This window comes from Dyella sp. A6 (genome assembly GCF_036320485.1).
Classification (GTDB): domain Bacteria; phylum Pseudomonadota; class Gammaproteobacteria; order Xanthomonadales; family Rhodanobacteraceae; genus Rhodanobacter_A; species Rhodanobacter_A aluminiiresistens.
Window position 1 is genome coordinate 3415675 of record NZ_CP132911.1, and the last position, 23687, is coordinate 3439361.

General features: G+C 65.5%; 18 protein-coding genes. 12 read left to right on the plus strand and 6 right to left on the minus strand.

Going from position 1 to position 23687, the window contains the following annotated elements:
- Nucleotides 1-20 precede the first annotated feature (20 nt).
- From RA164_RS15240 to RA164_RS15255, 4 genes are all read left to right on the plus strand, one after another.
- Complete coding sequence (locus RA164_RS15240; protein WP_329741688.1) at nt 21-899, plus strand: thiol:disulfide interchange protein DsbA/DsbL; 879 nt, start codon at nt 21-23, stop codon at nt 897-899.
- Between the two features lie 99 nt (nt 900-998).
- Entirely contained in the window at nt 999-1664 is a 666-nt protein-coding gene (locus RA164_RS15245; protein ID WP_329741689.1) for a thiol:disulfide interchange protein DsbA/DsbL, read from the plus strand.
- A gap of 54 nt (nt 1665-1718) precedes the next feature.
- Nucleotides 1719-2510, plus strand: coding sequence for an endonuclease/exonuclease/phosphatase family protein (locus RA164_RS15250; protein WP_329741690.1), 792 nt, complete (start codon nt 1719-1721; stop codon nt 2508-2510).
- A 2-nt stretch (nt 2511-2512) separates the two neighbouring features.
- Complete coding sequence (locus tag RA164_RS15255) at nt 2513-2923, plus strand: hypothetical protein (RefSeq protein ID WP_329741691.1); 411 nt, start codon at nt 2513-2515, stop codon at nt 2921-2923.
- Here the strand turns inward: RA164_RS15255 and RA164_RS15260 are convergent.
- Complete coding sequence (locus RA164_RS15260; RefSeq protein WP_329741692.1) at nt 2849-4438, minus strand: glycoside hydrolase family 17 protein; 1590 nt, start codon at nt 4436-4438, stop codon at nt 2849-2851. The genes RA164_RS15255 and RA164_RS15260 overlap by 75 nt on opposite strands.
- 228 nt (nt 4439-4666) lie before the next feature.
- Nucleotides 4667-7585 carry a TonB-dependent receptor gene (locus RA164_RS15265; RefSeq protein ID WP_329741693.1) on the minus strand — a complete coding sequence of 973 codons (2919 nt, stop codon included), beginning with the start codon at nt 7583-7585 and terminating at the stop codon, nt 4667-4669.
- A 680-nt stretch (nt 7586-8265) separates the two neighbouring features.
- Here RA164_RS15265 and RA164_RS15270 point away from each other — a divergent pair.
- From RA164_RS15270 to RA164_RS15290, 5 genes are all read left to right on the plus strand, one after another.
- Nucleotides 8266-10359, plus strand: a complete 2094-nt coding sequence (locus RA164_RS15270; protein WP_329741694.1) for a transglycosylase SLT domain-containing protein — start codon at nt 8266-8268, stop codon at nt 10357-10359.
- Nucleotides 10356-11294, plus strand: a complete 939-nt coding sequence (locus RA164_RS15275) for a complex I NDUFA9 subunit family protein (protein ID WP_329741695.1) — start codon at nt 10356-10358, stop codon at nt 11292-11294. Before RA164_RS15270 ends, RA164_RS15275 begins: the two co-directional genes overlap by 4 nt.
- Before the next feature lie 78 nt (nt 11295-11372).
- Complete coding sequence (locus tag RA164_RS15280; protein WP_329741696.1) at nt 11373-12599, plus strand: multifunctional CCA addition/repair protein; 1227 nt, start codon at nt 11373-11375, stop codon at nt 12597-12599.
- Between the two features lie 108 nt (nt 12600-12707).
- Entirely contained in the window at nt 12708-14402 is a 1695-nt protein-coding gene (locus tag RA164_RS15285; protein ID WP_329741697.1) for a glycosyltransferase family protein, read from the plus strand.
- Nucleotides 14403-14424: 22 nt separating this feature from the next.
- Nucleotides 14425-14982 (plus strand): YfhO family protein, encoded by a 558-nt coding sequence (locus RA164_RS15290; RefSeq protein ID WP_329741698.1) that lies wholly within the window; start codon nt 14425-14427, stop codon nt 14980-14982.
- A gap of 99 nt (nt 14983-15081) precedes the next feature.
- On the opposite strand, the gene RA164_RS15295 is transcribed toward RA164_RS15290, so the two are convergent.
- Both RA164_RS15295 and RA164_RS15300 read right to left on the minus strand, forming a co-directional pair.
- Nucleotides 15082-16275 (minus strand): class I SAM-dependent methyltransferase, encoded by a 1194-nt coding sequence (locus RA164_RS15295; RefSeq protein WP_329741699.1) that lies wholly within the window; start codon nt 16273-16275, stop codon nt 15082-15084.
- Nucleotides 16276-16422: 147 nt separating this feature from the next.
- Nucleotides 16423-18585: a TonB-dependent receptor gene (locus RA164_RS15300; RefSeq protein WP_329741700.1), complete on the minus strand. Its 2163-nt coding sequence runs from the start codon at nt 18583-18585 to the stop codon at nt 16423-16425.
- 175 nt (nt 18586-18760) lie between these two features.
- Between RA164_RS15300 and RA164_RS15305 the strand changes: the two genes are divergently transcribed.
- The 3 genes from RA164_RS15305 (at nt 18761) to RA164_RS15315 (ending at nt 21223) form a co-directional block, all read left to right on the plus strand.
- Entirely contained in the window at nt 18761-19468 is a 708-nt protein-coding gene (locus RA164_RS15305; protein WP_329741701.1) for a hypothetical protein, read from the plus strand.
- A 70-nt stretch (nt 19469-19538) separates the two neighbouring features.
- Nucleotides 19539-20285: a pteridine reductase gene (locus RA164_RS15310; RefSeq protein ID WP_329741702.1), complete on the plus strand. Its 747-nt coding sequence runs from the start codon at nt 19539-19541 to the stop codon at nt 20283-20285.
- A gap of 110 nt (nt 20286-20395) precedes the next feature.
- The gene (locus RA164_RS15315) at nt 20396-21223 is read left to right on the plus strand and encodes a 20S proteasome subunit A/B (RefSeq protein WP_329741703.1); all 828 of its coding nucleotides are present in this window, start codon (nt 20396-20398) and stop codon (nt 21221-21223) included.
- Nucleotides 21224-21226: 3 nt separating this feature from the next.
- Here the strand turns inward: RA164_RS15315 and RA164_RS15320 are convergent, their stop codons facing one another.
- Entirely contained in the window at nt 21227-22174 is a 948-nt protein-coding gene (locus tag RA164_RS15320) for an alpha-E domain-containing protein (protein ID WP_329741704.1), read from the minus strand.
- Nucleotides 22174-23619 carry a circularly permuted type 2 ATP-grasp protein gene (locus RA164_RS15325; protein ID WP_329743570.1) on the minus strand — a complete coding sequence of 482 codons (1446 nt, stop codon included), beginning with the start codon at nt 23617-23619 and terminating at the stop codon, nt 22174-22176. The genes RA164_RS15320 and RA164_RS15325 overlap by 1 nt, the downstream gene beginning before the upstream one ends.
- Nucleotides 23620-23687: the final 68 nt, after the last annotated feature.

Sequence of the window (23687 nt, forward strand, 5' to 3'; positions counted from 1 at the left end):
TTGAATCCAGAGGTAAGTTCATGCTGAAGCGTTTGCCGTTCCTGTGCACTGCCCTGCTGGCGCTCGCCGCCTGCAGCAGCCACAACAGCGACCAGACCGCCGCACCGGCGCCCGCACCGGCCGCGACCACCACCGCAGCCACTGCCGCCAGCACGGCCGCACCGGCCGCCGCTGCAAGCGCCAGCACACCGGCGGCCAGCAGCAGTGCCGCACCGGCAGCCAGCGCCTCCACCGCCAGCGCGCCCGCCAAGCCGCCGGCACCGGCCGAGCCGTTCGTCGACAACGGCAAATGGGTGGAAGGCAAGAACTACTTCCTGATCCAACCGGCACAGCCGACCGACCAGCCCGGCAAGGTGGTCGTCACCGAGGTCTTCTCCTACGCCTGCCCGGCCTGCAATGCCTTCCACCCATGGTGGGACCGCCTGGTCGCCAGCATGCCGTCCAACGTGGTGGAAGAATATGTACCCGCCTCGTTCCGTCCCGATGAGAACTGGCCGCTGTTCCAGCGCGCCTATTTCGCTGCGAAGGCGCTTGGCGTGGCCGGCAAGACCTATGACGCGATGTTCGACGCAGTGTGGAAGACCGGCGAACTGGCCTCCGACGATCTCACCACCGGCCGGCCGAAGCCGCAGTCCGAATGGCCCACCCTCAAGGACGTCGCCAAGTTCTACGCCAAGTACGGCGTCAAGCCGGATCAGTTCATCGGCGTGGCCAACTCCTTCAGCGTGAACCTGCAGATGAAGCGTGCCGACGACCAGATCAAGGCCTTCGGTGCCGACGAGACCCCGACCATCGTGGTGAATGGCAAGTATCGCCTTACGCCGATCAGCGCCGGCAGCTACAGCAAGACCATCGAGCTGGTGAAGTGGCTGGTGGCCAAGGAAACTGCAGGCAAGTAAGTCTCACGCTGCGCCCGACCTGCTCCGGGCGCAGCGTCCTATCCCCCGTCCCTTTCACGACCAGCGGCGTGCGCCCGCCGCCACCGCGGAGATTTCCCCATGTCCATACGATTCGCTTCCCTGCGCACGCTCATCCTGCTCGGCGGCTTGCTGCTGGCCAGCGCCTGCAGCGCCGCCACCCCGGGTACCGCTGCCGCGCCGTTCACCAACGGCAACCAGTATGTGACCCTGCCACAGCCGTACCAGCGCTACAGCAAGGCGGGCAAGGTCGAAGTGGTGGAGGTGTTCTCGTATGCCTGCATCCACTGCGCCGAGTTCGCGCCCTACGCCGAAAAGCTGCGCAAGTCGCTGCCGCCGGGCGTGGTGTTCAAGCTGGTGCCGGCGCCGTTCAACCAGTACTGGCTGCCGTTCGCACGCGCCTACTACGCGGCCGACAAACTGGGCGTGGTGTCGCGCACCCACCTGAAGCTGTTCCGCGAAAAATTCTTCCAGCACTACCCGCTGAACTCGCTGGACGACCTGGCCGACTTCTATGCGCGCGAGGGCGTGAAGCGTGATGAATTCCTGCGCATTGCCAACTCGCCGGAAGCCACCGCGGCGATGAAGGCCGATCTGGCGCTGATCCAGAAGTGGGGCGTGGACGGTACGCCGACCATCGTGGTGGATGGCAAGTACCGCAGCGCCAACGTCGCCAACTACGCCCAACTGGTGACGCTGACCCATTGGCTGGTCAAGCGCGAACTGGCCGCAAAGGGTGGCAAGTAAGCCGCCCTCGACCTGTTCACACCCGGCACGGCCCGCGCGGTGTAACGTGAACCGATGAACCGCCCCGCTTCTGCGCCCGCTGCCGTCCGCCGCCTGCGCCTGCTGAGTTGCAACATCCTCGCAGGCGGCAGCGTGCAGCGTTACCACGAATACGTCACGCGCAGCCTTACCGCCGTGCTGCCGGGTCGCAGCAAGCTGGACAATCTCGACCGCCTTGCCGGCCTGCTGCCGCAGTTCGACGTGATCGGTCTGCAGGAGGCCGATGCCGGCAGTCTGCGCTCGGGCTTTCTCAACCAGACGCGCTACCTCGCCGAAGCCGCCGGCATGCCGTACTGGAGCCACCAGCCGAACCGTGCGATGGCCCGGGTAGCGCATTCGGCCAACGGCCTGATCAGCCGGCTGCAGCCGGTCGAAGTGATCGACTATCCGTTGCCTAGCCGCATCCCCGGCCGCGGCGCCCTGCTGGCGCGCTTCGGCAACGACGACGACGCACTGGCCGTGATGATCGCCCACCTCTCGCTGAGCGCGCAGGCACGGGCGAAACAGCTCGGCTTCATCGCCGAGGTGCTGCAGGATCATCCCCGCGCGGTGCTGATGGGCGACCTCAACACCGATGCGCAAAGCACCGAGATGCAGCAGCTGTTCGCGCGCTGCAACCTGCAGCCACCCGCGCAACCCACGCCAACCTTTCCGAGCTGGCGGCCGCGCAAGGCGCTCGACCATATCCTTACCTCGCCATCGATCGGCGTGGACAAGGTATGGACCTTGCCGCGCGCCTTCTCCGACCACCTGCCGCTGGCGGCCGAGATTCTCCTGCCACTGGCTGCTCCGGCCGCACGCCGGTGACCATGCGCCAGACCACGCGACTGGCCCTGCCCTGGCTGCTGGTGATCGTGGCCGGCCTGCTGGCAGCCTGGCTGCGTTACGGCCTGGTGCAACCGCCTGAACTGGCGCACCGCTGCACTGCCGGCAACGGCCCGGCATGGTGCCTGCTGCGCCAGTGGGCGGTGACGGGCTTCCTCACGTATGCGTTCGGCTGGGCCGCGCTGGCGGCGGCCGTGCTGGCACTGTGCTGGCCGCGCATCATCGCGGCCTGGCTGGCCGCCGCGCTGGGCGCATTCGCGCTTTTGATGTACTGCCCCGAGGGCGGTGCACTGGCCCTGTTGACCGGCAGCCTGCGTCTGCTACGACTCCAGGCGCGACGTCCGGCAGTCCTGCAGCACAGGCAGCGCGATCGCCAGGCACAAGCCCAGCCATAGCCACGTCGATACATTCTGGCCAAGCGACTGCAGCACCATGATCGCGCCCAGCACAACTACCGCCAGGCCAAGGAAACGCTGCTCCAGTGACGGCCTCGCTGCGACCGGCCGCAGCAGCGCAAGCAGCAGATAACCAACGCACGGCAACGCGAACAGCCCCAGTGGAAAATCGCGATAGCGTCCGTCGAACACCTCCAGCAGGCTGTAGAAGGCGAGCCCGAACAGCCAGACAAAACGCCACCCCGCCCCGGGTGGGTGCGGACTGCGCATGCCGGCCAGCCCACTCGCCAGCGACTGCGCCAGCAGCACCCCCGTCAGCAACGACAACAACCAGGCCACACCGGCAAGCAGCCAGTCCCAGCCATCCACACAGGCATAGATCATCTGGCGTGCCTGCCAGGCCAGTGCGCAACCGCCGGCAAGGCCCGCGAGCACCAGCGCGGCCCAGCCACGCATGCCATGCCAGTCGCGGCGGCGGCCTGCCGACAACGTGAACAGCAACGCGCCAGCCGCGGCGGCAAGCCAACCCAGCCACCAGTCGGGATCTTCGGTCACCGGTCCGCGCATCGGAAACTTCGGCCGGGCATGTGCATCGAAAATGCCCCAGTAGCCGCCGACGGTACCTTCCTGCACTCGCTTCCAGGGCTGGTCGAAGGCTTCGATCACGTTGTACGGCATCTTCACCTTCGCCGCATAGGCGAGGAACTCGCGCAGGTAGCGCGCCTCGTTCACCACGCTGGGCACCGCCGCCCCACGCGGGCGCCCCTCGCTGGGCCAGCCGGTCTCGCCGATCATCACCCGCTTGCCGGGAAACGCGCGCTGGATCCGCGCGTAGACATCGGCCACGTGACGCACCGCATGTTCGGGCGATACCGGATCGTTTTCCCAGTAGGGCAGGATATGGATGGTGAGGTAATCCACTGCCCTGGCCATCTGCGGATAGCGCAACCAGTCCTCCCACACATCGGCGTAGCTCACCGGTACCGATGCCGGGATCGCCGCACGCACCTGGCGGATGTAGCGCGCCAGCACCTTCGGCGCCAGCTCGGTGCGCAGCAGCACTTCGTTGCCCACGATCACCCCGCGCAACACGTCCGGATGCGCGCGGGCATTGGCGATGCCCAGCGCGATCTCGCGCGCATTCGCCCTGGCATCGGCATCCAGCCAGATCCCCATCAGCACCTTCATGCCATAGCGCTGTGCGATCGCTGGCACCGCCGACAATCCCTGACCCTGCGAATACGTGCGCACGCAATCGAAACGCTGCGACAGCACACGCAGATCAGCCGCGATGCGCGCCGGGCTGATGAACGCATGCGGGTCATACGGCGTTTCCCCCGGCAGCCGGTATGGGGCGTACGACACGCATGCGATGCGCGTCGACGGCGCGTCGGGAAGCATCACCGGACGCCCCAGCGACCACCACCATGCCAGTCCCGCCGCCGCGGCCAGCACCAGCAACAGCCAGGCCAGCCGCATGGCCTGGCGAGATGGATTCACGGGCGATGGCGACATGGCGCTCCCGGGGCGCGTCGATGACAAGCCAGCTTAGCAGCGTGCCCCGGCGCAGCCTGAAACTCACCATGAATTGCGCTCGCGCGGGAACACCGGTCAGGAGCTCCCATGTTCCCCCGACGTCACACCCATCCGGGTACGGCCAGCCCCGCAACCTTCTTTTCCCGCAGGGATGGCGCGGTCCACTCGAAAGCAAGGCGGCACCGTTGTTGCGGTGCCGCCTTGGCTTTACAGCTTATAGCTGACGCCGAACAGGACGGTACGCCCCCAGGTGTCATACTCGAGCGGCATGCCAACCTGCACTCCATTCGGTAGACCCGAGACCTGTTCCGAACGGAAGGGCGTGTTGGTCAGATTGCTGATTTGAAGAAGCAGTGAGAGCCCCTTGTACCGGCCGCTGGAGAAGTCGTAGCTGGCCTGGAAGTCGGTCTCCTTGTTCGACAGGATCTTGGTGTAACCCAACTGGTCGAACAGGGCGACCGCCTCGCCCGTGTACGAGGAACGATAGCGCTCCGCCACTCGAACCGCGAAGCCGTTCCTTTCGTAGTACAGCGTCAGGTTGGCGACCTTGCGAGACAGGCCAGGCAGTGTCTTGGGACCACCCGGAATACTGGCCAGCGTGCTCTGTGGGATCGAGCTGTTGGTCAGCGAGAAATTGGCCTGGGCCCCGAAGCCGTCGAGCGCATCGGCCACCATTCCGCCTTCCAGACCACCCTGCAGCTCCAGGCCTTCCATGCGGCCACCGGTACCGTTTTCCGGCGTAGTGAACGAACCGATATTGCTGGTGGGTGTCAGCGTCGGGTTGGTGTTGGTGTAGCCGGAGAAGTCGTAGTTCACGACCGTCTGCGTGTAGATGTAGTTCAGCAGATTCTTGTTGAACACATCGACGCCGACATAGCTGGCCTTGCCGAAATACTTCTCCCAGGAAAGATCGGTACCGACGGCAATGTAAGGCTTGAGGCGCGGATTGCCACCGCTTCCCGACCACAACACCCGGCCGGCCGCCGGGCCGCTGGTGATCTGCGACACGCCGGCCGAGCTGGCGACCTTCTCGTCGTCGATCCGGCCACGCGCCATCTCCTTTGCGAAACCAAAGCGCAGGTACTGACGATTGCCGAGATCGGCCACCAGGTTCAGGCTGGGCAGGACATTGTTGTAGGTCGTACCGCCCCTGAGCGTGCCAGCCACCTGGCTGCCGGTGGTCTGGTAGGCCACCGACGACTGGTCGGTATGCACGTACTGGACACCGACATTGCCGCGGATCGGCACGTCGCCGAGCATGGTGTCGACGTTGAGCATCAGGTAGCCCAGCGGCACCTTTTCTTCAACGGAGTAGTTGCGGTTCCAGTCGTTCTGGCCATTCTTCTGGGTCAGGTAGAACTGGCTGGCCAGTGCGCCCAGCACACTGTAGTTGACGATGCCCGGAATGCCGCCGTAGCCCAGCGAGGTCGAGCCATACAGGTTGCCGGAATTGATCGGCATACTGTAGGTATTGCTGTAGGTCCCCTGGGTGGAACCGTTGCCATTCAGCCAGGCAAACAGCACATTCGCATTCTTGGTCTTCTTGCGATCGGAATAATCGAAACCGATGTCGACGCTGTCGAAGATCCAGCCCATCTCATGCACGAAGTCCAGACGCACGGACTTGATCTTGTCGGTCTGGTGGTCGAACTCCTCGCGGCCGTTGTAGCCGTAGTTGTCCGGATCGGTGAACACGACATTGGACGGGTTGGCGAGATTGACGCCTGGCGAGAAGGTTGGATAACCGTAACCGGTTGGCAGATTGAACTGCGCGTTCATCGTGCCGCCGTTGGCCAGGCCCGTGAACAGGTAGGCATCGTGCAGGTTCACACGGGCGCTCGAATACGACAGGTCGGTGGTCGTCGACCACCCGCCGGGTAGCTTGAACTCGTTCTTCCAGCCCACCGAGAACAGGTGGTCCTTCTCGTGGGTGTCCTCGTTCTGCATGATCGGCTTCAGCCCGTTGAGCGTACCGGAGGTGATCAGCGGATACGGCTGGAAGCTGCTGGTTCCCGGATTACTGTAGGAAATGCCGTCCCACGGCGTACTCGACCACTGCAGGCCATTGATATAGCTGCGCTTGTCGAACGTCGAATAGAACAGGTCCAGCGTGGACGTGAAGTCGTTGCCGGGTTGCCACTCGATCACGGACATCAGGCTGTTGCGCAGCTGGTTTTCCGAACGCGCGCGCAGTTGCATGCCCTCTTGGGTGAGCGCGTTGTCGGGAAGCCCCGCCGTGTGCGGCCCTCCCCAGTTCTGGTCGATGCCAGCCGAGCCATTGTCGACGCTCCACCACCAGGACTGGTACTGCTTCTGCTGCACTGGGGTCGCCAGCTGCGCGAAGCCGACCGCCACACCCAGGGTGTGATCCAGGAACTGGTCGATAAAGGAAATGCTGGCGCGATGTCCGGTATTGGCGGAGGCCGCGCCCGCATGCTGCGAACCGTTCGAATTCCACTCGCCGCGCAGGTTGGCGGCCAGCTCCATCTTCTTGAAATCCAGCGGCCGGATGGTGTGCAGGTTGATCGTGCCAGACAGGCCCTGGCCGACCAGAGTGGCGTCCGGTGTCTTGTACACCGTCACGCCACTGATCAGTTCAGCTGGGTACTGGTTGTAGTCCACGCCGCGGTTCTCGCCGGTGGACGCCTCCTCGCGGCCGTTGAGCGTCGTGCCGACAAAATCGGACGACATGCCACGGATGGAAATCTTGTTGGCCATGCCGTCGGCGCCACGCTGGGTGGCCAGCCCGGGCAACCGGGACAAGCTTTCAGCAATGCTCGCATCAGGTAGCTTGCCGATATCCTCGGCAGTGATCACTTCGACGATGTCGTCGGAGTCCTGCTTGATCTGCAGCGAGTTCTCGATGCTGCCGCGAATACCCGTGACCACCACCGCATTGAGGGTGGCGATCGGTTTCTTCTTCGCTTTCTCCTTCTTGGCCTGAGCCGCGCTGGCGTTGCGGGACTGCCCGGCTGCTGCCAAAGCACCCTGTGGCGCATCAGCGGCTGCAGCTGCAGCTGCAGCTGCACCGGACATCGTGATGAGCAGGCAGGCCACCGCCAACGGACACCGACGCAAGCCATGCCGACGCGTGCCCGTCGGCTGATTAAACCTAGAGTTGTCCATGATCCCTCTCCGCATCCGTTCTCATGAATGATTTTCTGCGATGACCGCCCGCACGAGTCGACAGGCGGATTCCTTCCGCAACCAACTGGCTCCACTGTCAAACCAAATGAAAATCACGCCTGCGCTTTCGATCCCCCTGCAGACTCCTTTCGCCGACTTTTCGAAACGGAGTGAGCGTCACTCAAAAAAGTCAACGTCGGTGGCGCTAGCTTTACATCGCAATGCATCGCCTCGCAATGAATCCCGCACCACAAAACACCCTGACTCGCTGTGTACGGCACCGGATTTACGGATTCTTCCGACACCCCAAAAGCGGGCTCACGAACCGAAGCTTTTGATGGCCATCACCGATATCGCAGCACGCGTGGCACAACAATGGCCATGCGCACCGGTCCAGCCAGCAATGAAGCATGACAACCTGAGTGGAGGCTAGGTCCGCGCTGCAGCCCCGTCGGGCCACGGCACATGGCGCTCGCGGGTGATGCGCAAAGGGCGATGCTGGGCATCAGCCAGGCAAACCTCAACGCCAAACGACAGGGCCCGGCGAGGCGAGTTCATAGGCGGCAGTGGCATGGTGCTTCCTGCGTGCACCGGCGGCACACCGGCCTGAAAGTGTGTCCCACCGCAGCCTGATACGTCCCATGAATTACACTCGCGCGGGAACACCTGCAGGAGCACCCATGTTCCCCCGACTCCCCGTCAAAAACCGCGCTCGTCACCTGCTGACCGTCCTGTTTGGAAGTGTCTGGCTGACCGCCTGTGCCACCGCGCAATCGAGTTCACCCGCGGCTCATTCGCTGGATGCCGAGCGTGCCGCCTTCAGGCAGGCATGGGATGTCGCCAGCCGGGAGGGCGGCGATAGCTGGCGCCCGCTGGCCAGCGGCCTGCACGACTACCCGCTGTACCCGTACCTGCCGTTCGCCGCGCTCCAGCACGACATCCGCCAGGTCGACCTGGCGACCGTGCAAGCCTATCTGCAGAAGTATCCCGGCCTGATTCCGGCCGATGACCTGCGCCGCGAGTTCCTCGAAGAACTGGCGCGCCGCAAGGACTGGGCGGGATTCCGCACGCTGTACCGCCCCGGCATCAACCTCACCCTTGCCTGCGACGCGCTGCAGGCCGGCCTCGCCGACGGCAAGAAGCTCGACTTCCAGCGCGACCTGGCCCAGTTGTGGTCGCACCCCAGCCTGCCGGGGGCGTGCGACCCCGTGTTGCAGGCCGCCCACGACCAGGGCCTGCTGACCAACGCCCGGTTGTGGTCGCGCATCGACGACGCCGTCGACGCCGGCCGCGGTGGCACGGTGGCCGAGCTGGCGGCCTGGCTGCCCGCGCATCAGGCCGAGACCGCCCGCAAACTGGCACTGGCACTGCGCAACCCCGCCGCCGCCGCGAAAGCCGCAACCGACTGGCCCGACACACCGCGCCTGCGCCGCGCCGCCGCCATCGCGATCCGGCGCCTGGCTTACCGCGATACCGATAGCGCCGACAGCGCCTGGCAGAAGCTGCACACCCGCTTCCGCTTCACGCCCGCCCAGCGCGACGACATTCTGCACGCGTTGGCGCTCTACCACGCGGCCGATTTCGACCCCGGCTCGCTGGCGCGCCTGATCGCACTGCCCGCAGCCGCACAGAGCGACGCCACCCGCGCCTGGCGTGTGCGCCTGGCCCTGGCGAAACAGGACTGGGCCGCCGTGCTGGCCGCCATCCAGGCGATGCCGCCGGAACAGCAGGACGACGGCCAGTGGCGCTACTTCCGCGCGCGCGCCCTGGGTGAACTGGGCCAGGCCAATGCCGCCCAGTCGGTGTATCGCGCGCTGGCGCAGCAGGCTACCTATTACGGCTTCCTCGCCGCCGACCGGATCGGCGCACCGTATGCCATCTGCCCGCAACAGCCGCCCCATGAACCGCAACGCGAGCGCGCCTTGCTGGACATGCCGGGGCTGGAACGCGCGTTCGAGCTGTACGCGGTGAACCTGCCCCGCTATGCGCGCAGCGAATGGAACCGGGCACTGCGCGACAGCGACAGCACCACCCGGCAGCTGGCGGCGGAACTGGCCCACAGCAAGGGCTGGTACGACCGCGCCGTGTTCACCTTCAGCCACGGCGACATGCTGCATTACTACGACCTGCGCTTTCCGCTGGCACGGCAGGACGGCTTGGTGGCGCAGGCCAGACAGGCCGGCATCGACCCGGCCTGGGCCTACGGCATCCTGCGTTCGGAAAGCGCATGGGTGACCGATGCGCAGTCGGGTGCCGACGCGCGTGGCCTGATGCAGCTGCTGCCCAGTACCGCGGCGGCCGTGGCACGCCGCAACGGTCTGGCCTGGAGCGGCGGCGACTCGCTGTACGACCCGGCCGTCAACATCACCCTCGGGACGCGCCACCTGGCCGAACTCGCCGCACGCTTCGGCAATGCGCCCTGGCTGGCCAGTGCGGCCTACAACGCCGGCTCGGCCAAGGTGCGGCAGTGGGTCGAGGCCCGCGGCCAGCTCACCCCCGATGTATTCATCGCCACCATGCCGTACAAGGAAACCCGCGAATACGTGGCCCGCGTGATGGCCTTCAGCGTGATCTACGACTGGCGCCTGCATGGCAATGTCGCGCCGATGAGTTCGCGCATGCCTGCCTATGTCGACCCACCGGACACCCCAGCAGCCATGATAGCCGCACCGGCCCAACCCGCGCGCAAATCAGTCGTCTGCCCCACCGACCAGACGCCCGCACCGGCATCCTCGGTAGCCCGCCCCGCCAGCAGCGGCACGGTGCAGCCATGAAGGCACGTCAGCTGGTCGTGCTGGGCGGAACCGGCTTCGTGGGCAGCCACCTGCTGCCACGTCTGTCCGCCCAGGGCCACCGCATCACCGTACTGTCACGCAATCGCGAACAGCACCGCGCGCTGGCCGTACTGCCGGGCGTGAGCATCCGCAGTGCCGACATCTACGACGACGCAGCGCTGCGCAGTGCGCTGGCCGGCGCCGATGTCGCGATCAACCTGGTGGGTATTCTCAACCCGCACGGCATGAACACGTTTCGCCGCACCCACGTAGACCTGACCCGCCGCCTGATCGCCGCCTGCGTCGACAGCGGCGTGCCCCGCCTGCATCAGATGAGCTCACTGAAAGCAGGCCAGGGACTGTCCGACTACCTCAAGACGCGCGGCGAGGCGGAAGCGTTGGTCAAGGCTTCCTCCCTGCACTGGACGATCTACCAGCCCAGCGTGATCTTCGGCGAAGGCGACGGCCTGGTCAGCCGGTTCGCCGCGCTGCTGCGGCAGGCGCCGGTATTGCCGCTGGCGCGTGCGCAATCGCGCCTGGCACCGACCTGGGTCGGCGATGTGACCGAGGCGATCGCGCGCTGTGTCCGCGACGACCACCCGGCGCGCGGACACAGTTACGAACTGTATGGCCCCGAAGTGCTCACGCTCGGCGGGATCGTGCGCGCCATCCGCGATGCCGCGGGCCTGCATACGCCGATCCTGCCGCTACCCGACAGCCTCGGCCGCCTGCAGGCCCAGGTCGCCGGCATGCTGCCCGGAAAGCCGTTCTCGATGGACAACTTCCGCTCGCTGCGCACCGACTCGGTCGGCAAGACCGACGGCTACGCCGCGCTCGGCATCGTGCCCCAGCCGTTTACCCCATGGCTGCCGCTGCTGCTGCAGGGCGCCGCACGCCAGCATCGCCTCGACGACATGCGCAAACGGCAGCGCTGACACGGACGCCACATCCAGGCACGCGGCGGCGCCGGCAGATCGCCTCCGCTGCGCACGCGCCATGCCACAATCCCACGCATGGATATCTATCTCGTCGGCGGCGCGGTCCGCGACAAGCTGCTGGGACGGCCGGTGGTCGATCGTGACCATGTCGTGGTCGGCGCCGGGCCTGATGAGCTTCTGGCGCGCGGCTTCAAACCGGTAGGCAAGGACTTTCCGGTGTTCCTGCATCCGGATACCGGCGAGGAATATGCGCTGGCGCGCACCGAGCGCAAGAGCGGACGCGGCTATCACGGCTTCCTGTTCCAGGCCGACCCCACGATCACCCTGGAACAGGACCTGGCGCGGCGCGATCTCACCATCAACGCCATCGCCGAAGACCAACAGGGCACATTGGTCGACCCCTATGGCGGCGTAGCCGACCTGCAGGCCCGCGTGCTGCGGCATGTGTCCAACGCCTTCGTGGAAGATCCGGTGCGCCTGCTGCGGGTGGCGCGCTTCGCCGCGCGTTTCGCCCCGCTGGGTTTCCGCGTGGCCGACGAAACCATGGAACTGCTGCGGCAGATGGTGCATGACGGCGAGGTGAACCACCTGGTGCCCGAACGGGTTTGGGCGGAAACGCGTCGTGCACTGGGCGAAGCGCAGCCTTCGGCCTTCCTGCGCGTGCTGCGCGAAAGCCATGCGCTGCGCGTGCTTTTCCCCGAAGTGGACGCACTCTACGGCGTACCGCAACGCGCCGAGTATCACCCCGAGATCGATACCGGCATCCACCTGGAAATGGTGCTGGATGCCGCCGCCGCGATCGCCCCTGGCGACGACCTCGTCGGCTTCTGCGCGCTGACCCACGACCTCGGCAAGGCACTTACCCCCACCGACGAACTGCCGCGCCACATCGGTCACGAACTGCGCGGCGTGGCACCACTGCGCGGACTGGCGGCACGACTGAAGGTTCCCACCGAACACCTTGCGCTGGCGGAGATCGTCTGTCGCGAGCACCTCAACGCGCACCGTGCACTCGAGCTCAAGCCGGCCACCGTGCTGCGCCTGCTGGGTGCGCTGGATGCACTGCGCCGGCCGCAGCGACTGGATGCCTTCCTCGCTGCCTGCCTGGCCGACAAGCGCGGGCGGCTGGACCACGAACACGACGATTACCCGCAAGCCGATTACCTGCGCCGCGCCCGGGACGCGGCCAACGCCATCACGGCGGCACCGTTTGTCGCGCAAGGCATGCAAGGCCCGGCCATCGGCGCAGCCATGGAACGGGCGCGCATCTGCTCGATTGCGGCGGCCAAGACCGCCCCCTGAAACATTGCCCACACCAGTTGGCGCCCGTTCAATGCAGCCATGACAAATGGCTGCGCATTGCCCAGACTTGTCAGCCATCAAGTTGCCACCCGCCCCGGAATACATCCTATGCAGGTCCAAGGAAGACTGGCCGCACTGCGCCGCGAGCATCCTTTACTCGCATTGTCTCTGGCCCTCTCGGGGCTGTGGCTGCTTCTCTATTCGCCATTGCTGTTCAGTTCCCACGTACTACCGTGGGATGCGATCGACGAGTTCTATCCCACCGCATATTTCAACGCGCACAGCCTTCGCATGGGGCTCGCTCCTTGGTGGAATCCCTATATTTACTCGGGCTTCCCACAAATTGCGGACCCTCAGGGCATGCTGTTCTCGCCGCTATTGATGGCATGGATGCTGTTGCGGCAAGCGCCTGGTGCCCACTGGTTCACATGGGCCGTAGTTCTGCATCTGCTGATGGGGGGCCTCGCTATGCTGGCGCTGTTGCGCCGAAGCGGCGCTCGCGACTTCGGCGCACTGACCGGGGCGATGGTATTCATGGCCGGCGGCGTCGCCTCATCGCGGCTCGAGCACGTTCCCATCGTGCTTGCCTATGCCTATGCACCCGTAGCGCTGCTTGCGCTACGCCACTTTCTCGCCGAACCGGGCCTGCTCCGTGGACTCTTGCTTGGCCTGGCCGCAGGGGCGTTGGCCACGAACCTGGTGCAGGTTGCCTACCTGTTCGCACTGATGATCACCGGCTATGCGCTCATCGCTAGCTTATGGCACTGGCGTCATTACGGTACCCAAACGCGCTGGCGTTACGGCATCGGGATGATCGCAGCCGTATGGCTGGCCGTCTGCATTGCCCTGCCGCAATTGCTGTTCAGTTGGGCCTTTATCAGCTTGTCCAACCGGAATGTGATGCCGCTGGCGGCCTCAGCAACCTCATCCCTGCCGCTGCGAAGCCTGGTCAGCCTGCTTGACCCCAATGTATGGCATGCACTGAGTGGCCCCTACACGGGACCTGCCGACCGCGTCGAAGCATACTTTTACATCGGCGTCATGCCACTGCTGGTGCTATGCGGATTGGGAGCCGCGTGGCGATGCCCCGCACAGCGGCGACAACTGCTGTTTTTCGCCATCGTTGCCGTCGTGGCGACTCTTTACATGCTTGGCCTGCATGCGCCGTTCTACGGCTGGCTGTACCGCTGGATGCCCGGCATCCAGCATTTTCGCAGACCATCGGATGCGGCCTATCTGCTGAACTTCGCCCTGGCGATATTTACCGGCCTGTCGGCCAGCCATTTCAGGCTGGACTCGAAGCGGTACGTCGGCATCTTGCTGATCATCGCTACCATCGGGCTGGTGTGGGCCAGCTCGCAACTGCACGGTACCGAATCGCCATGGCGGGCTCATTCGCTGATTGCAGCACTCTTTGCCGTACTCGCCTGGTGGCGACTGCAACGCCTCGGAAGCCGTACCCGCACGGCGACATGGTTATTGCTATTACTGGTCGCCGACTACAGCTGCTTCAACCTCAACGGCAGTTTCAAAAGCTACCACAACATGGCACGCATGGTTCATGCGCGACGATACGGCAACTTTCCTGGCGCACCAATTGCAGAATGGGCATGGGTTCCTGAAGCCTCGCATCGAGACTATCGATGCACATGTATCCTGGGACAATTACGTCGTGTTGCGCGACATCCCTTCGACACAGGGCTACAACCCACTCCACTATGCGCTGTACAACCAATGGTATGGCGCCCGGGACAACGGCAACCTGCCACGCGTCGATACCCCGTACAACCCATCTCCGGCTAGCCCTCTCAGTGACCTGTTGAGCGTGAACTATCTAGTCAAGGGCAAGACGCCTCAGGCAGCACCCTGGTCGCCTCCATCGGGTTACGTGCTGGTTTTCTCCGGGAAAACCACCGATGTGTGGCGCAATACCCGCGCCTACCCACGATTGCTCACGCCAGTCCGGGCAACCATCACCGCTCCTGGCAATGCCCCCGCTCCGCGGACCTTTGCCGAGACGAACTTTCGCAACCTCTTGTGGCTCACGCCGCGTGACGACGCCGACGCCCGCACGGCCCAGGTAGCGGCAACAACCTGCATCGGACGTATACGAGTGCTCTCCGCGCAGGCCAAGCCCACCCGTATTACGGTGGAGACACAAGGCAACGCCCCCGGTTGGCTGGTGCTCGGTGACATCGACTTCCCTGGATGGCAGGCTGATGTCGACGGCACTACGACCCCGATCCATCGCGCCAACACCATGTTCCAGGCTGTATGCGTCCCGGCCGGCAATCACACGGTCACCTTTGCCTTCCATCCCTGGCATATGGTGGCCCTAGCGATGCGCCAAGCATTTCATCAACGCGGCAACCGATTTCTATAACCGACGTATTCAGCGCTGGCGCCTGTCCAGCTTGTGCCCCACCCACACCAGCACATTCGCGCAGCGGCGCGCGCAACAACTACAGCGCCAGCGTTTAGCTCAAAGACGTCCGCCCTGGTCAGCCGCCAGCAGCTCGGTCGATAGCGGCAGGACATCCAGACCACGCGCCAGGAGCATGGCCTGGAAGCGTTCGCCCATCTGGTCCGGCATGGTAAGCCGCTTCACTTCCTGCGCCAGCCGATAGCGGACGGCTTCGTCAGTCGCCTGAAGATAGGCGTCCTCGAAGGCCTGCGGCAGTCCGCTGCCGATCAGGAACTGGGATTGCGGCAGATAGGCGGCCACACCGAACCCTGCGCTGTTGCCGGCCTCGGCCAGCGCGGTGAAGTCGACCGATGCGGTGAGGTCGTTGAGGCCCGGCAGCCACAGCGGGTCTGAATGTGCATAGTGGCGGTAATGCGCCATCAGGGTGCCGTCGCGACGTTCGGGCAGATAGAACTCGCGACGCACGTAACCGTAGTCGACGAACAGCATCACCCCATGGGTCAGCGTGCCGGCCACCGCCTGCATCCAGTACGGCAGCTGCGGCAGCACTTCCGAACGGTAGCCCTCGGCGAACGGCTCTCCAAGATCGCGCTCGACGTGACGCACGGCACCAGCGACCAGCGCATCCGCCGGCCGATCGACGCGCAGCAGCGCGCCCTCGCCGCTCAGCGCCACGTGTTCCTCGTAGACCTCGCCCTCGCGGATCGCGAAACGGGTGGTCGGCAGGGCGTCGATCACCTCGTTGGCGAACAACACGCCCCGCCATTCCTGTTCGGGCGGACGGTCCAGCCAGGCCACACGCGCCGCCACGGCCGGCGGCAACGTTGCGGCAAGACGTTCGCGCTGCCGCTCGCGCAGGTCGGCGCTAGGCTCCAGGATCAGGTAACGACGCGGCATCGGGCCGTCGGTATCGAATGCTTTCAGCACGGCTTCGGCAAATGCGCCGCTGCCACCGCCCAGCTCCAGGAAATCCGCATCGTCTCCCAGCGCGTCAAGCACCGGACGCAGCGTGTTCGCCACGCAGCGCGCGAACAGCTCGCCCAGCTCCGGCGCGGTGACGAAGTCGCCGGCTTCGCCGAACTTGGCCTTGCCCGCGCTGTAATAGCCCAGCCCGGGCGCATACAGGCAGCGCTCCATGTACTGCGCGAACGACAACGGGCCCTGCGATACGATCAGCTCGCGTACGTGCTGCAGCAGTCGCTCGGAGTGGTCGCGCTCGTCGGCGCCGGGTTCGGGAAGGCGGGAGGACATGCGTTGCGCCATCGTCTGCAAAGACGTCAAGGATAGCCGATGCACCCGCATGCCCACCTGCATGACCGGCAAAGCGACGCCCGTCACCGGCAACGCTCCCGGGGGAGCGGGGCGCGTTGCCGGTGATGGGACGTCAGGGGTGAACGGTCAGAAGTCCTTCTGCAGGCTCAGGTACAGGCCACGCCGTGGCCCGAACTGCGGCGCACCCACGCCGATGCCGGTACCGTCGCGCAGCTCGTAGCTGCGATCCAGCGCATTGATCAGCGCCAGCTGGGTGTGCAGCTTGCCCGTGCTCCGGAAGTCGAAGTCGTGGGACACGCTGAGGTTGAGCTGGAAATAGTCCGGCATCGAGGCGCCGTTCGGCACCGAGCTGTCGCGGCGCAGGCCGGTGCCGAACAGGTAGTCGGCGCCGACGCGCGTGGCATCGCCCAGCGCGTAGTTGATGCCGCCGGACGAGGTATACGTCTGGTTGTGGTCGAGGAAGATGTAATGGTCGGCGATGTAGGCCAGGTCGACCGGGTCGAAGTTGTACTGGCTGGTGATCACGCGCTCGCCCATGGCCTGGCTGGCGGCGAAGTTGAAGTAGGCGCTGAGCGGACCGCTGTCGTAGTTGGCGGTGAACTCCACGCCCTTCACGCGCCCCTTGGCGTAGTTGAAGGTGGAGTACACCAGCGCCGCACCGAACTGGCCTTCGTCCTGCAGCCGGTGCACCCGACGGTAATAGGTGTCCAGCCCCAGCGTGAGGCCGTTGCCGAACTGCTGCTGGACGCCGGCGTCGAAGTAGTCGCTGCGCTCGGCCAGCGGCGTGTTGTCGCCGTTGTCGGACAGCGCATTGGTGGTGCCCGCGAACTTCTGGATGTTGGCGGTGGTGATCGCCTCGGTGGCCGGCGGCGTGAAGTAACGCGAATAGCCCGCGTGCAGCGTGGTGTTGGCGCCAGCCTGGTAGACCAGGCCCAGCCGCGGGCTGAGCTGGCTTTCGGTGCGGAATGCCTTGTACATGTCGCCACGCAGGCCATAGTTCACGGTCAGGTTCTGGCCGATGCTCCATTCGTCCTGCACGTAAGCCGACCAGGTCTTGGCGACAACACGGTTGGTGTCGATGATGTCGAGTGGGGTGGTGCTGGTCTGGTTGCCGGCGGCATCGGCCGGGAATACCCATGAGTCATTGACGCTTGGCGCACTCTCGTAGCTGCCGTACAGGCCATAGCGCAGGGTGTGGTCGTCGCCCAGCGGCGTGGCGAAATCGGCCTGCATCGTGCTGGCGCGGTTGCTGCGGGAAATGGCCGAGGCCACGCCGTTGAACATCAGGTCACCGACCACGTCCGGCGAAAAATCGAGACTGGAATAACGCTGGCCCAGCGAAACCTGATAATCGGTCGCTCCCAGCTTGCCCTGCAGCGACAGTACGCCGAAACGCGTCTGCTCCTGCTGCTGTTCGTTGAGATTGGCCGAATTGAAGCCGGTGCGGTCCAGGTACTGGAAGGCCGGCTGCTGGTTCGGGTTGTCGGGAATCTCGAACCGGTTGTTGGCCATGCCGAACATGAAGCTCAGGCGCGTGTCGTTGTCGATCAGGTAGGAGATGTCGCCGAACGCCTTCACCTGGTTGGTGTGGTCATGGATGGCCTTCCGGCTGGAGGTCGGATTCTCGATGCCGGCATCGTTCTCCATGTAGTTGGCGGTCAGGAAATAGCTCCAGCGGTCGTGGCTGCCCCAGACCGAGGCGTTCGGGTTCAGCGTGCCAAACGAGCCACCGGTGATGCCCACGCTGCCGCCATTGCCAAGGTCGTGGCCGCTCTTGGTGGTGATGTCCACCACCGCCGCGGTACGCAGGCCGTACTGTGCCGGCAGGGCGCCGTCGAGCAGCTTCACGCTCTGAATGGTGCGCGCGTCCAGGGTCTGGCCGAAGCCGGAGATCGACTCGGGAATGATCACGCCATTGATGCGGTACTGCAGGTTCGCATGGTCGCCGCGCACATGCAGGCCACCATAGGAATCCTGCACCACGCCCGGCGCCTGCAGCACGACCTGGTTGAGCGGCGTGGACGCGCCCAGCGGCAGCTGCTTGATCGCCTTCTGGTTGATCACGTACTGGCTGGAGCCAGTGTCCGGCGAGAGGGCATTGCGCTCCTGATCCAGCGCTGCGCTGACATCCACCGTGGTCAGGTTCTTCGCATGCTGCGGAGATGCCGGGCTGCCGACCGCAGCGGATGGGGCCGATGGGGCGGCCACGGGAACCGTATCGGAGGTGGCGGCGAAAGCAGGCGCCCCAAAGACAAGGGCGAGACTCAAGGCGAGCGGGGTGAGTTTCATGTGGGGGAAGTTCCAGACAGGACGGGGCAACAATTGCAATGTTATAACATTGCCATCATGCCGCCATAACCGCCTGTACCGGAAGTCACATCCCGTACATCTGCTGCCGTTCGAGCGTCCTTCACACCCAATGGTCCAGCATGAGGCTCCTTTACCGCCGCCTGCTGGACACCGCATGTCCAAACCGCCCGCATCACCCACGGCCTCCCTGCCTGCCGTGATCGACCCGGACGACCCCAGCAGCCGGGTCACCCGCGCGATCCTCGATTTCGTCAGCCACATCCCCGACAGCGGGGTGCATGGCAATCCGCATCCCGAAGTGGAGGCGCGACGGCTGGCGAATCGCGCGGCCCAGTGCGCGGCGCTCACGGCCGGCTCGCTCGCGCTTCCGCCAGGACCGCTGGGCTGGCTCACGGTACTGCCCGAGCTGCTGGCCATCTGGAAAATCCAGGCGCAGCTGGTCAGCGATATCGCCGCCGCCTACGGCCGTCATGCCGAACTGGGGCGCGAACAGATGCTGTGGTGCCTGTTCCGCCACACCACCGCGCAGGCCTTCCGCGACGTGGCGGTCCGCATGGGCGACCGGCTGCTGTTCCGCCCGTTGTCGTACGGCATGATCGAGCGCATCGCCAAACAGATCGGCGTGAAGCTCAGCCGTCGCGCGCTGGGCGAGGGTCTGTCGCGCTGGATGCCGGTCGTCGGCGCACTGGGCGTGGGTGCCTATGCCTACTACGACACCGGCCAGGTCGCGGCCACCACCATCGCGATGATGAAGCAGGGCTTCGATGTGATGGATACCGCTGCGGACACGCAGCCCGCAGCCACGACAAAACACGTCCCCGCAAGGAAAGCCCAGCGTCGCGGCAAACCGGACGCGAAATAGCACCTGCAGATGACGCACCCGCCGCATTGCGGCAAGCTGCCTGTCTGAACCAACGTCGCAGGAGTTCCACATGAAGCCAGGCCAGCAGCGTCCCGTCGTGCTGATCACCGGCGCGGGCAAACGGGTCGGCGCGGCGATCGCGCGCACCCTGCACGCTGCCGGCTACGACCTGGCCCTGCATTGTCGTCGATCGGTCGCCGAGGCCGAGGCACTGGCTGGCGAGCTGGAGCAGCAGCGTGCCGACAGCACCCTGGTGCTGCAGGCCGAACTGGCCAACATCGATGCCTTGCCGGCGCTGGTCGACGTGCTGCTCGCACGCTTCGGCCGGCTGGACGGGCTGGTCAACAACGCTTCGGCGTTCTATCCCACCCCGGTCGGAACCGCCACTGCGGCCCAATGGAACGAACTGTTCGCGTCCAACGCGCAGGCACCGTTCTTTCTTGCCCAGGCCGCGACACCCGCACTGCGCGACAGCGGCGGCGCCATCGTGAACCTGGTGGACATCTACGCCGAACGCCCGCTCGCCGACCACCCGCTCTACTGCATGGCCAAGGCCGCGCTGGCGGCGATGACCCGGGCGCTGGCGCTGGATCTGGCACCAGTTGTCCGCGTGAACGGCGTGGCACCGGGCGCCGTGCTCTGGCCCAGCGAAGGCAAGACCTACGACGATCAGGACGCGCTGCTGTCGCGCACCCCGCTGAAGCGCAGCGGCTCGCCCGACGATGTCGCCGGCGCGGTGCTGTGGCTGCTGCGCGACGCGCCCTTCGTCACCGGCCAGATCCTGCCGGTGGATGGCGGCCGCACCCTGTCTGTATAGCCCTTCCGCAGCCATCTGGAGATCCCGCGATCGGCGCGGTAGCGGAACGGGGTCCGCCCGACGCGCGACCTGCAATACAATGGCTGCGAATTCCCTCGGAAGCCCGCCCCATGACTTACTGCGTCGGAATCCAAGTCGAAGAAGGCTTGGTTTTCGCCTCGGACACGCGTACCAGCGCGTCGTTCGACGACGTGCGCGTGCACACCAAGATGCACGTCTTCGATTTTCCGGGCGAGTGCAGCTTCGTACTGATGTCGGCGGGCAACCTCGGCACCACGCAGGCCGTCGTGTCGCGTCTGCAGCGCGACCTGGACGACGGCGCAGCCGTGTCCCTGCGTACCTTCCGGCACCTGTTCGAGGCTGCCGAGTATGTGGGCCGCGCGCTGGTGGCCGCCCAGGCGCAGGTATCCGTCGCCGCACAGCAGAACGGCGTCAGCGTGGAATCCACCTTGATTCTCGGCGGCCAGATCGCCGGCGAATCGCCCGGCCTGTTCCTGATCTACCCGCTGGGCAACTGCATCGCCGCGTCGCCGGAGACGCCTTACCTGCAGATCGGCGAGTCGAAGTACGGCAAGCCGATCCTGGATCGCATCATCCGCAACGACACCACGCTGGAAGACGCTTCGCGCTGTGCCCTGGTCTCGCTCGACTCGACGATCCGCTCCAACGTATCGGTGGGCCTGCCGATCGACCTGGCGCTGCTGCGCGCCGGCGAACTCAAGCTGGGCGAACGCATGCGGCTGGATGCGGACACCCCGCTGTACCAGGAGATACACGAGAACTGGTCGCTCAAGTTGGAAGCCGCCGTGCGCAGCCTGCCCCACTTTCCGTGGGAGCGAGCCGCGGGCCTGCCTGACACGCCACCGGCCCAGGCCCAACGTCCGGCCACGCCAAACGAAGAAGCGATGGCCAACCAGGCCGCGCAGCAACAGCAGTAACGGTCACCCCAGGAAATAGGACGCGCGTATCGTCTCGTCCAGGGCTGCCATCTCGATCTGCAACTGATCCATGAACGGGCCCGGACCTGCCGCGTCATGCGTCAGGCGAACCGGGTCGGCGTCGAACACCGCGCCGAGGGTGCGGTTGAGCGCCTGTCGTACCGGCTGGCGTGGCGGCATCAACGGCAGGATGCCCTGGATACGTGCCAGGCAGAACAGGATGCTGCGCGGAAACTGGTGGTCCTTCAGCAGGAACTGCAGGGCCTGCTCCGCACTGACTCGCTGGCGCAGGTGACGCCGGTACATCTGGTAGGCGGCCAGTGCCTGCAGTGCGCTCATCCACTGCATCGCGCGAAACGCCTCGATGCCTTCGTCACTGCGCGGCTGGATCAGGCCGGCAGCGGCGGCATCGATGATGCGCGAGGTCATGTCGGCCTGCTCGATCGCCGTGCCCAGCCGCAGGAACTGGAAACCGATGTCGCGGCTGACGTTGGCCGAAAGCAGCGCCGAAACACGCAGGCAGCTGTCGATCACACGGTCCAGGAACTCCTGCCGGTAGCGGCGACTGCCCGCGCGATCGGCATTCGCCTCGATATACAGGTACAGGTCGTTGATGGCCACCCAGCAGTCCTGCGGCAGCGTTTCGCGCACGCCGCGCAGCAGTTCGCGCGCGTGTCGCACCACCGCATGCAGCGACAGCTGATTGTCCTTCTCGACCAGCAGGAAGCGCACCACGTCGCCGTCGCCGGGCGCGCCTTCGGCATGGCCGCACAGGCGATCGAATTCCGCGCCCGCACCGAGCGTATCCACCAGCGGACGCCAGCTGAAGCGCGCGGCGCGCGGCAGATCCAGCTGCAGCAGGCTTCCGACATTGACCAGCCGGGCCAGGTTTTCGGCGCGCCGCACATAGCGACTGAACCAGTACAGATTTTCCGCAGTACGCGACAGCATCAGCCCACCTCGTCCATGTCGACCACCCAGGTGTCCTTGGCCCCGCCACCCTGTGAGGAATTGACCACCAGTGAATTCCGCTTCATCGCCACCCGGGTCAGCCCGCCGGTGGTCACATAGACGTCCGCACGCGAGAGGATGAACGGGCGCAGGTCCAGATGACGCGGTTCCGGCCCTTTCTCGCCAAGAATCGGCGCGGTGGACAACGACAGCGTCGGCTGCGCGATGTAGTTGCGCGGATCGGCCTCGATCAGCTTGCGGAACTGCTCGCGCTGGCGCCGCGTCGAGCGCGGTCCGATCAGCATGCCGTAACCGCCCGATTCGTTGGCCGGCTTGACCACCAGCTCGTCCAGGTGAGCGAGCACATGGGCGCGCTCGGCCGGATCCTCGCACAGGTAGCTGGGCACGTTCGGCAGGATCGGCTCCTCGTCCAGGTAGTAACGGATCATCTTCGGCACATAGGCGAACACCACCTTGTCGTCGGCAACGCCAGCACCCGGCGCATTGGCCAGGGCCACCTTGCCGGCACGCCAGCTGCGGATCAGCCCGGGCACCCCGAGTATCGAGTCGGGACGAAACACCTCCGGATCGAGGAAGGCGTCGTCCACCCGACGGTAGATCACATCCACCCGGCGCGGCCCGTACACCGTGCGCATGTGGCAGACGTCGTCGTCGTCGACGAACAGGTCGCCACCCTCGACCAGCTCGATGCCCATCGCCTGGGCCAGATAGCAGTGTTCGAAATAGGCGCTGTTGTAGACCCCGGGCGTGAGCAGCGCGATCACCGGTGTCTCGCCCGGCCGCGGCGAGAGTGCGGCCAGCGTGTCGTAGAGCTGTGCGGGATAGTCGTCCACCGGTAGGATCGCGCTGGTATCGAACAGCTCGGGAAACACGCGCTTGGCCACCATGCGGTTTTCGATCATGTAGGACACGCCGCTGGGAATGCGCAGGTTGTCCTCCAGCGCATACAGCACACCGTCGCCGTCGCGCACCAGATCGGAGCCGCAGATGTGCGCCCATACATCCAGCGGCGGCCGGATACCCACGCACTGCGGCCGGAAATTCACCGACGCCTTCAGCAGCGAGGCCGGAAACACCTTGTCCTTGACGATCTGCTGTTTGCCGTAGATGTCGCCGATGAACAGGTTGAGCGCCCGGATGCGCTGGCGCAGGCCGGCTGCGGTGCGGTCCCACTCGGCGCGGGAAATCACGCGGGGAATCAGGTCGAACGGCAGGGTGCGGTCGACGTTGCGCCCTTCCGTGTAGACGGTGAAGGTCACGCCCATGACCCGGGCCGCGACGTTCGCCGCAAGCTGGCGCTCCGCCAATTCGCGGCGACTGAGCCCCGCCAGGTATTCGACCAGCGGTCGGGCCGAGGCGCGCGGACTCCCGTCGGGACCGATCAACTCATCCCAACCAGGCGAACGATAATGGGTCCACTCCATGTCCATGCGCTCCTCCGCATCGTGCGGTCACGGGCATCAACGCCCCGGCCATATGTTGCATCGCAACA

Coding starts and splice junctions, on each gene's coding strand:
- RA164_RS15325 (WP_329743570.1), bottom strand. CDS start 23,619: ATGGAGTGGACCCATTATCGTTCGCCTGGTTGGGATGAGTTGATCGGT.
- RA164_RS15240 (WP_329741688.1), top strand. CDS start 21: ATGCTGAAGCGTTTGCCGTTCCTGTGCACTGCCCTGCTGGCGCTCGCC.
- RA164_RS15310 (WP_329741702.1), top strand. CDS start 19,539: ATGAAGCCAGGCCAGCAGCGTCCCGTCGTGCTGATCACCGGCGCGGGC.
- RA164_RS15270 (WP_329741694.1), top strand. CDS start 8,266: ATGTTCCCCCGACTCCCCGTCAAAAACCGCGCTCGTCACCTGCTGACC.
- RA164_RS15320 (WP_329741704.1), bottom strand. CDS start 22,174: ATGCTGTCGCGTACTGCGGAAAATCTGTACTGGTTCAGTCGCTATGTG.
- RA164_RS15265 (WP_329741693.1), bottom strand. CDS start 7,585: ATGGACAACTCTAGGTTTAATCAGCCGACGGGCACGCGTCGGCATGGC.
- RA164_RS15305 (WP_329741701.1), top strand. CDS start 18,761: ATGTCCAAACCGCCCGCATCACCCACGGCCTCCCTGCCTGCCGTGATC.
- RA164_RS15285 (WP_329741697.1), top strand. CDS start 12,708: ATGCAGGTCCAAGGAAGACTGGCCGCACTGCGCCGCGAGCATCCTTTA.
- RA164_RS15260 (WP_329741692.1), bottom strand. CDS start 4,438: ATGTCGCCATCGCCCGTGAATCCATCTCGCCAGGCCATGCGGCTGGCC.
- RA164_RS15315 (WP_329741703.1), top strand. CDS start 20,396: ATGACTTACTGCGTCGGAATCCAAGTCGAAGAAGGCTTGGTTTTCGCC.
- RA164_RS15280 (WP_329741696.1), top strand. CDS start 11,373: ATGGATATCTATCTCGTCGGCGGCGCGGTCCGCGACAAGCTGCTGGGA.
- RA164_RS15255 (WP_329741691.1), top strand. CDS start 2,513: ATGCGCCAGACCACGCGACTGGCCCTGCCCTGGCTGCTGGTGATCGTG.
- RA164_RS15245 (WP_329741689.1), top strand. CDS start 999: ATGTCCATACGATTCGCTTCCCTGCGCACGCTCATCCTGCTCGGCGGC.
- RA164_RS15300 (WP_329741700.1), bottom strand. CDS start 18,585: ATGAAACTCACCCCGCTCGCCTTGAGTCTCGCCCTTGTCTTTGGGGCG.
- RA164_RS15275 (WP_329741695.1), top strand. CDS start 10,356: ATGAAGGCACGTCAGCTGGTCGTGCTGGGCGGAACCGGCTTCGTGGGC.
- RA164_RS15250 (WP_329741690.1), top strand. CDS start 1,719: ATGAACCGCCCCGCTTCTGCGCCCGCTGCCGTCCGCCGCCTGCGCCTG.
- RA164_RS15295 (WP_329741699.1), bottom strand. CDS start 16,275: ATGTCCTCCCGCCTTCCCGAACCCGGCGCCGACGAGCGCGACCACTCC.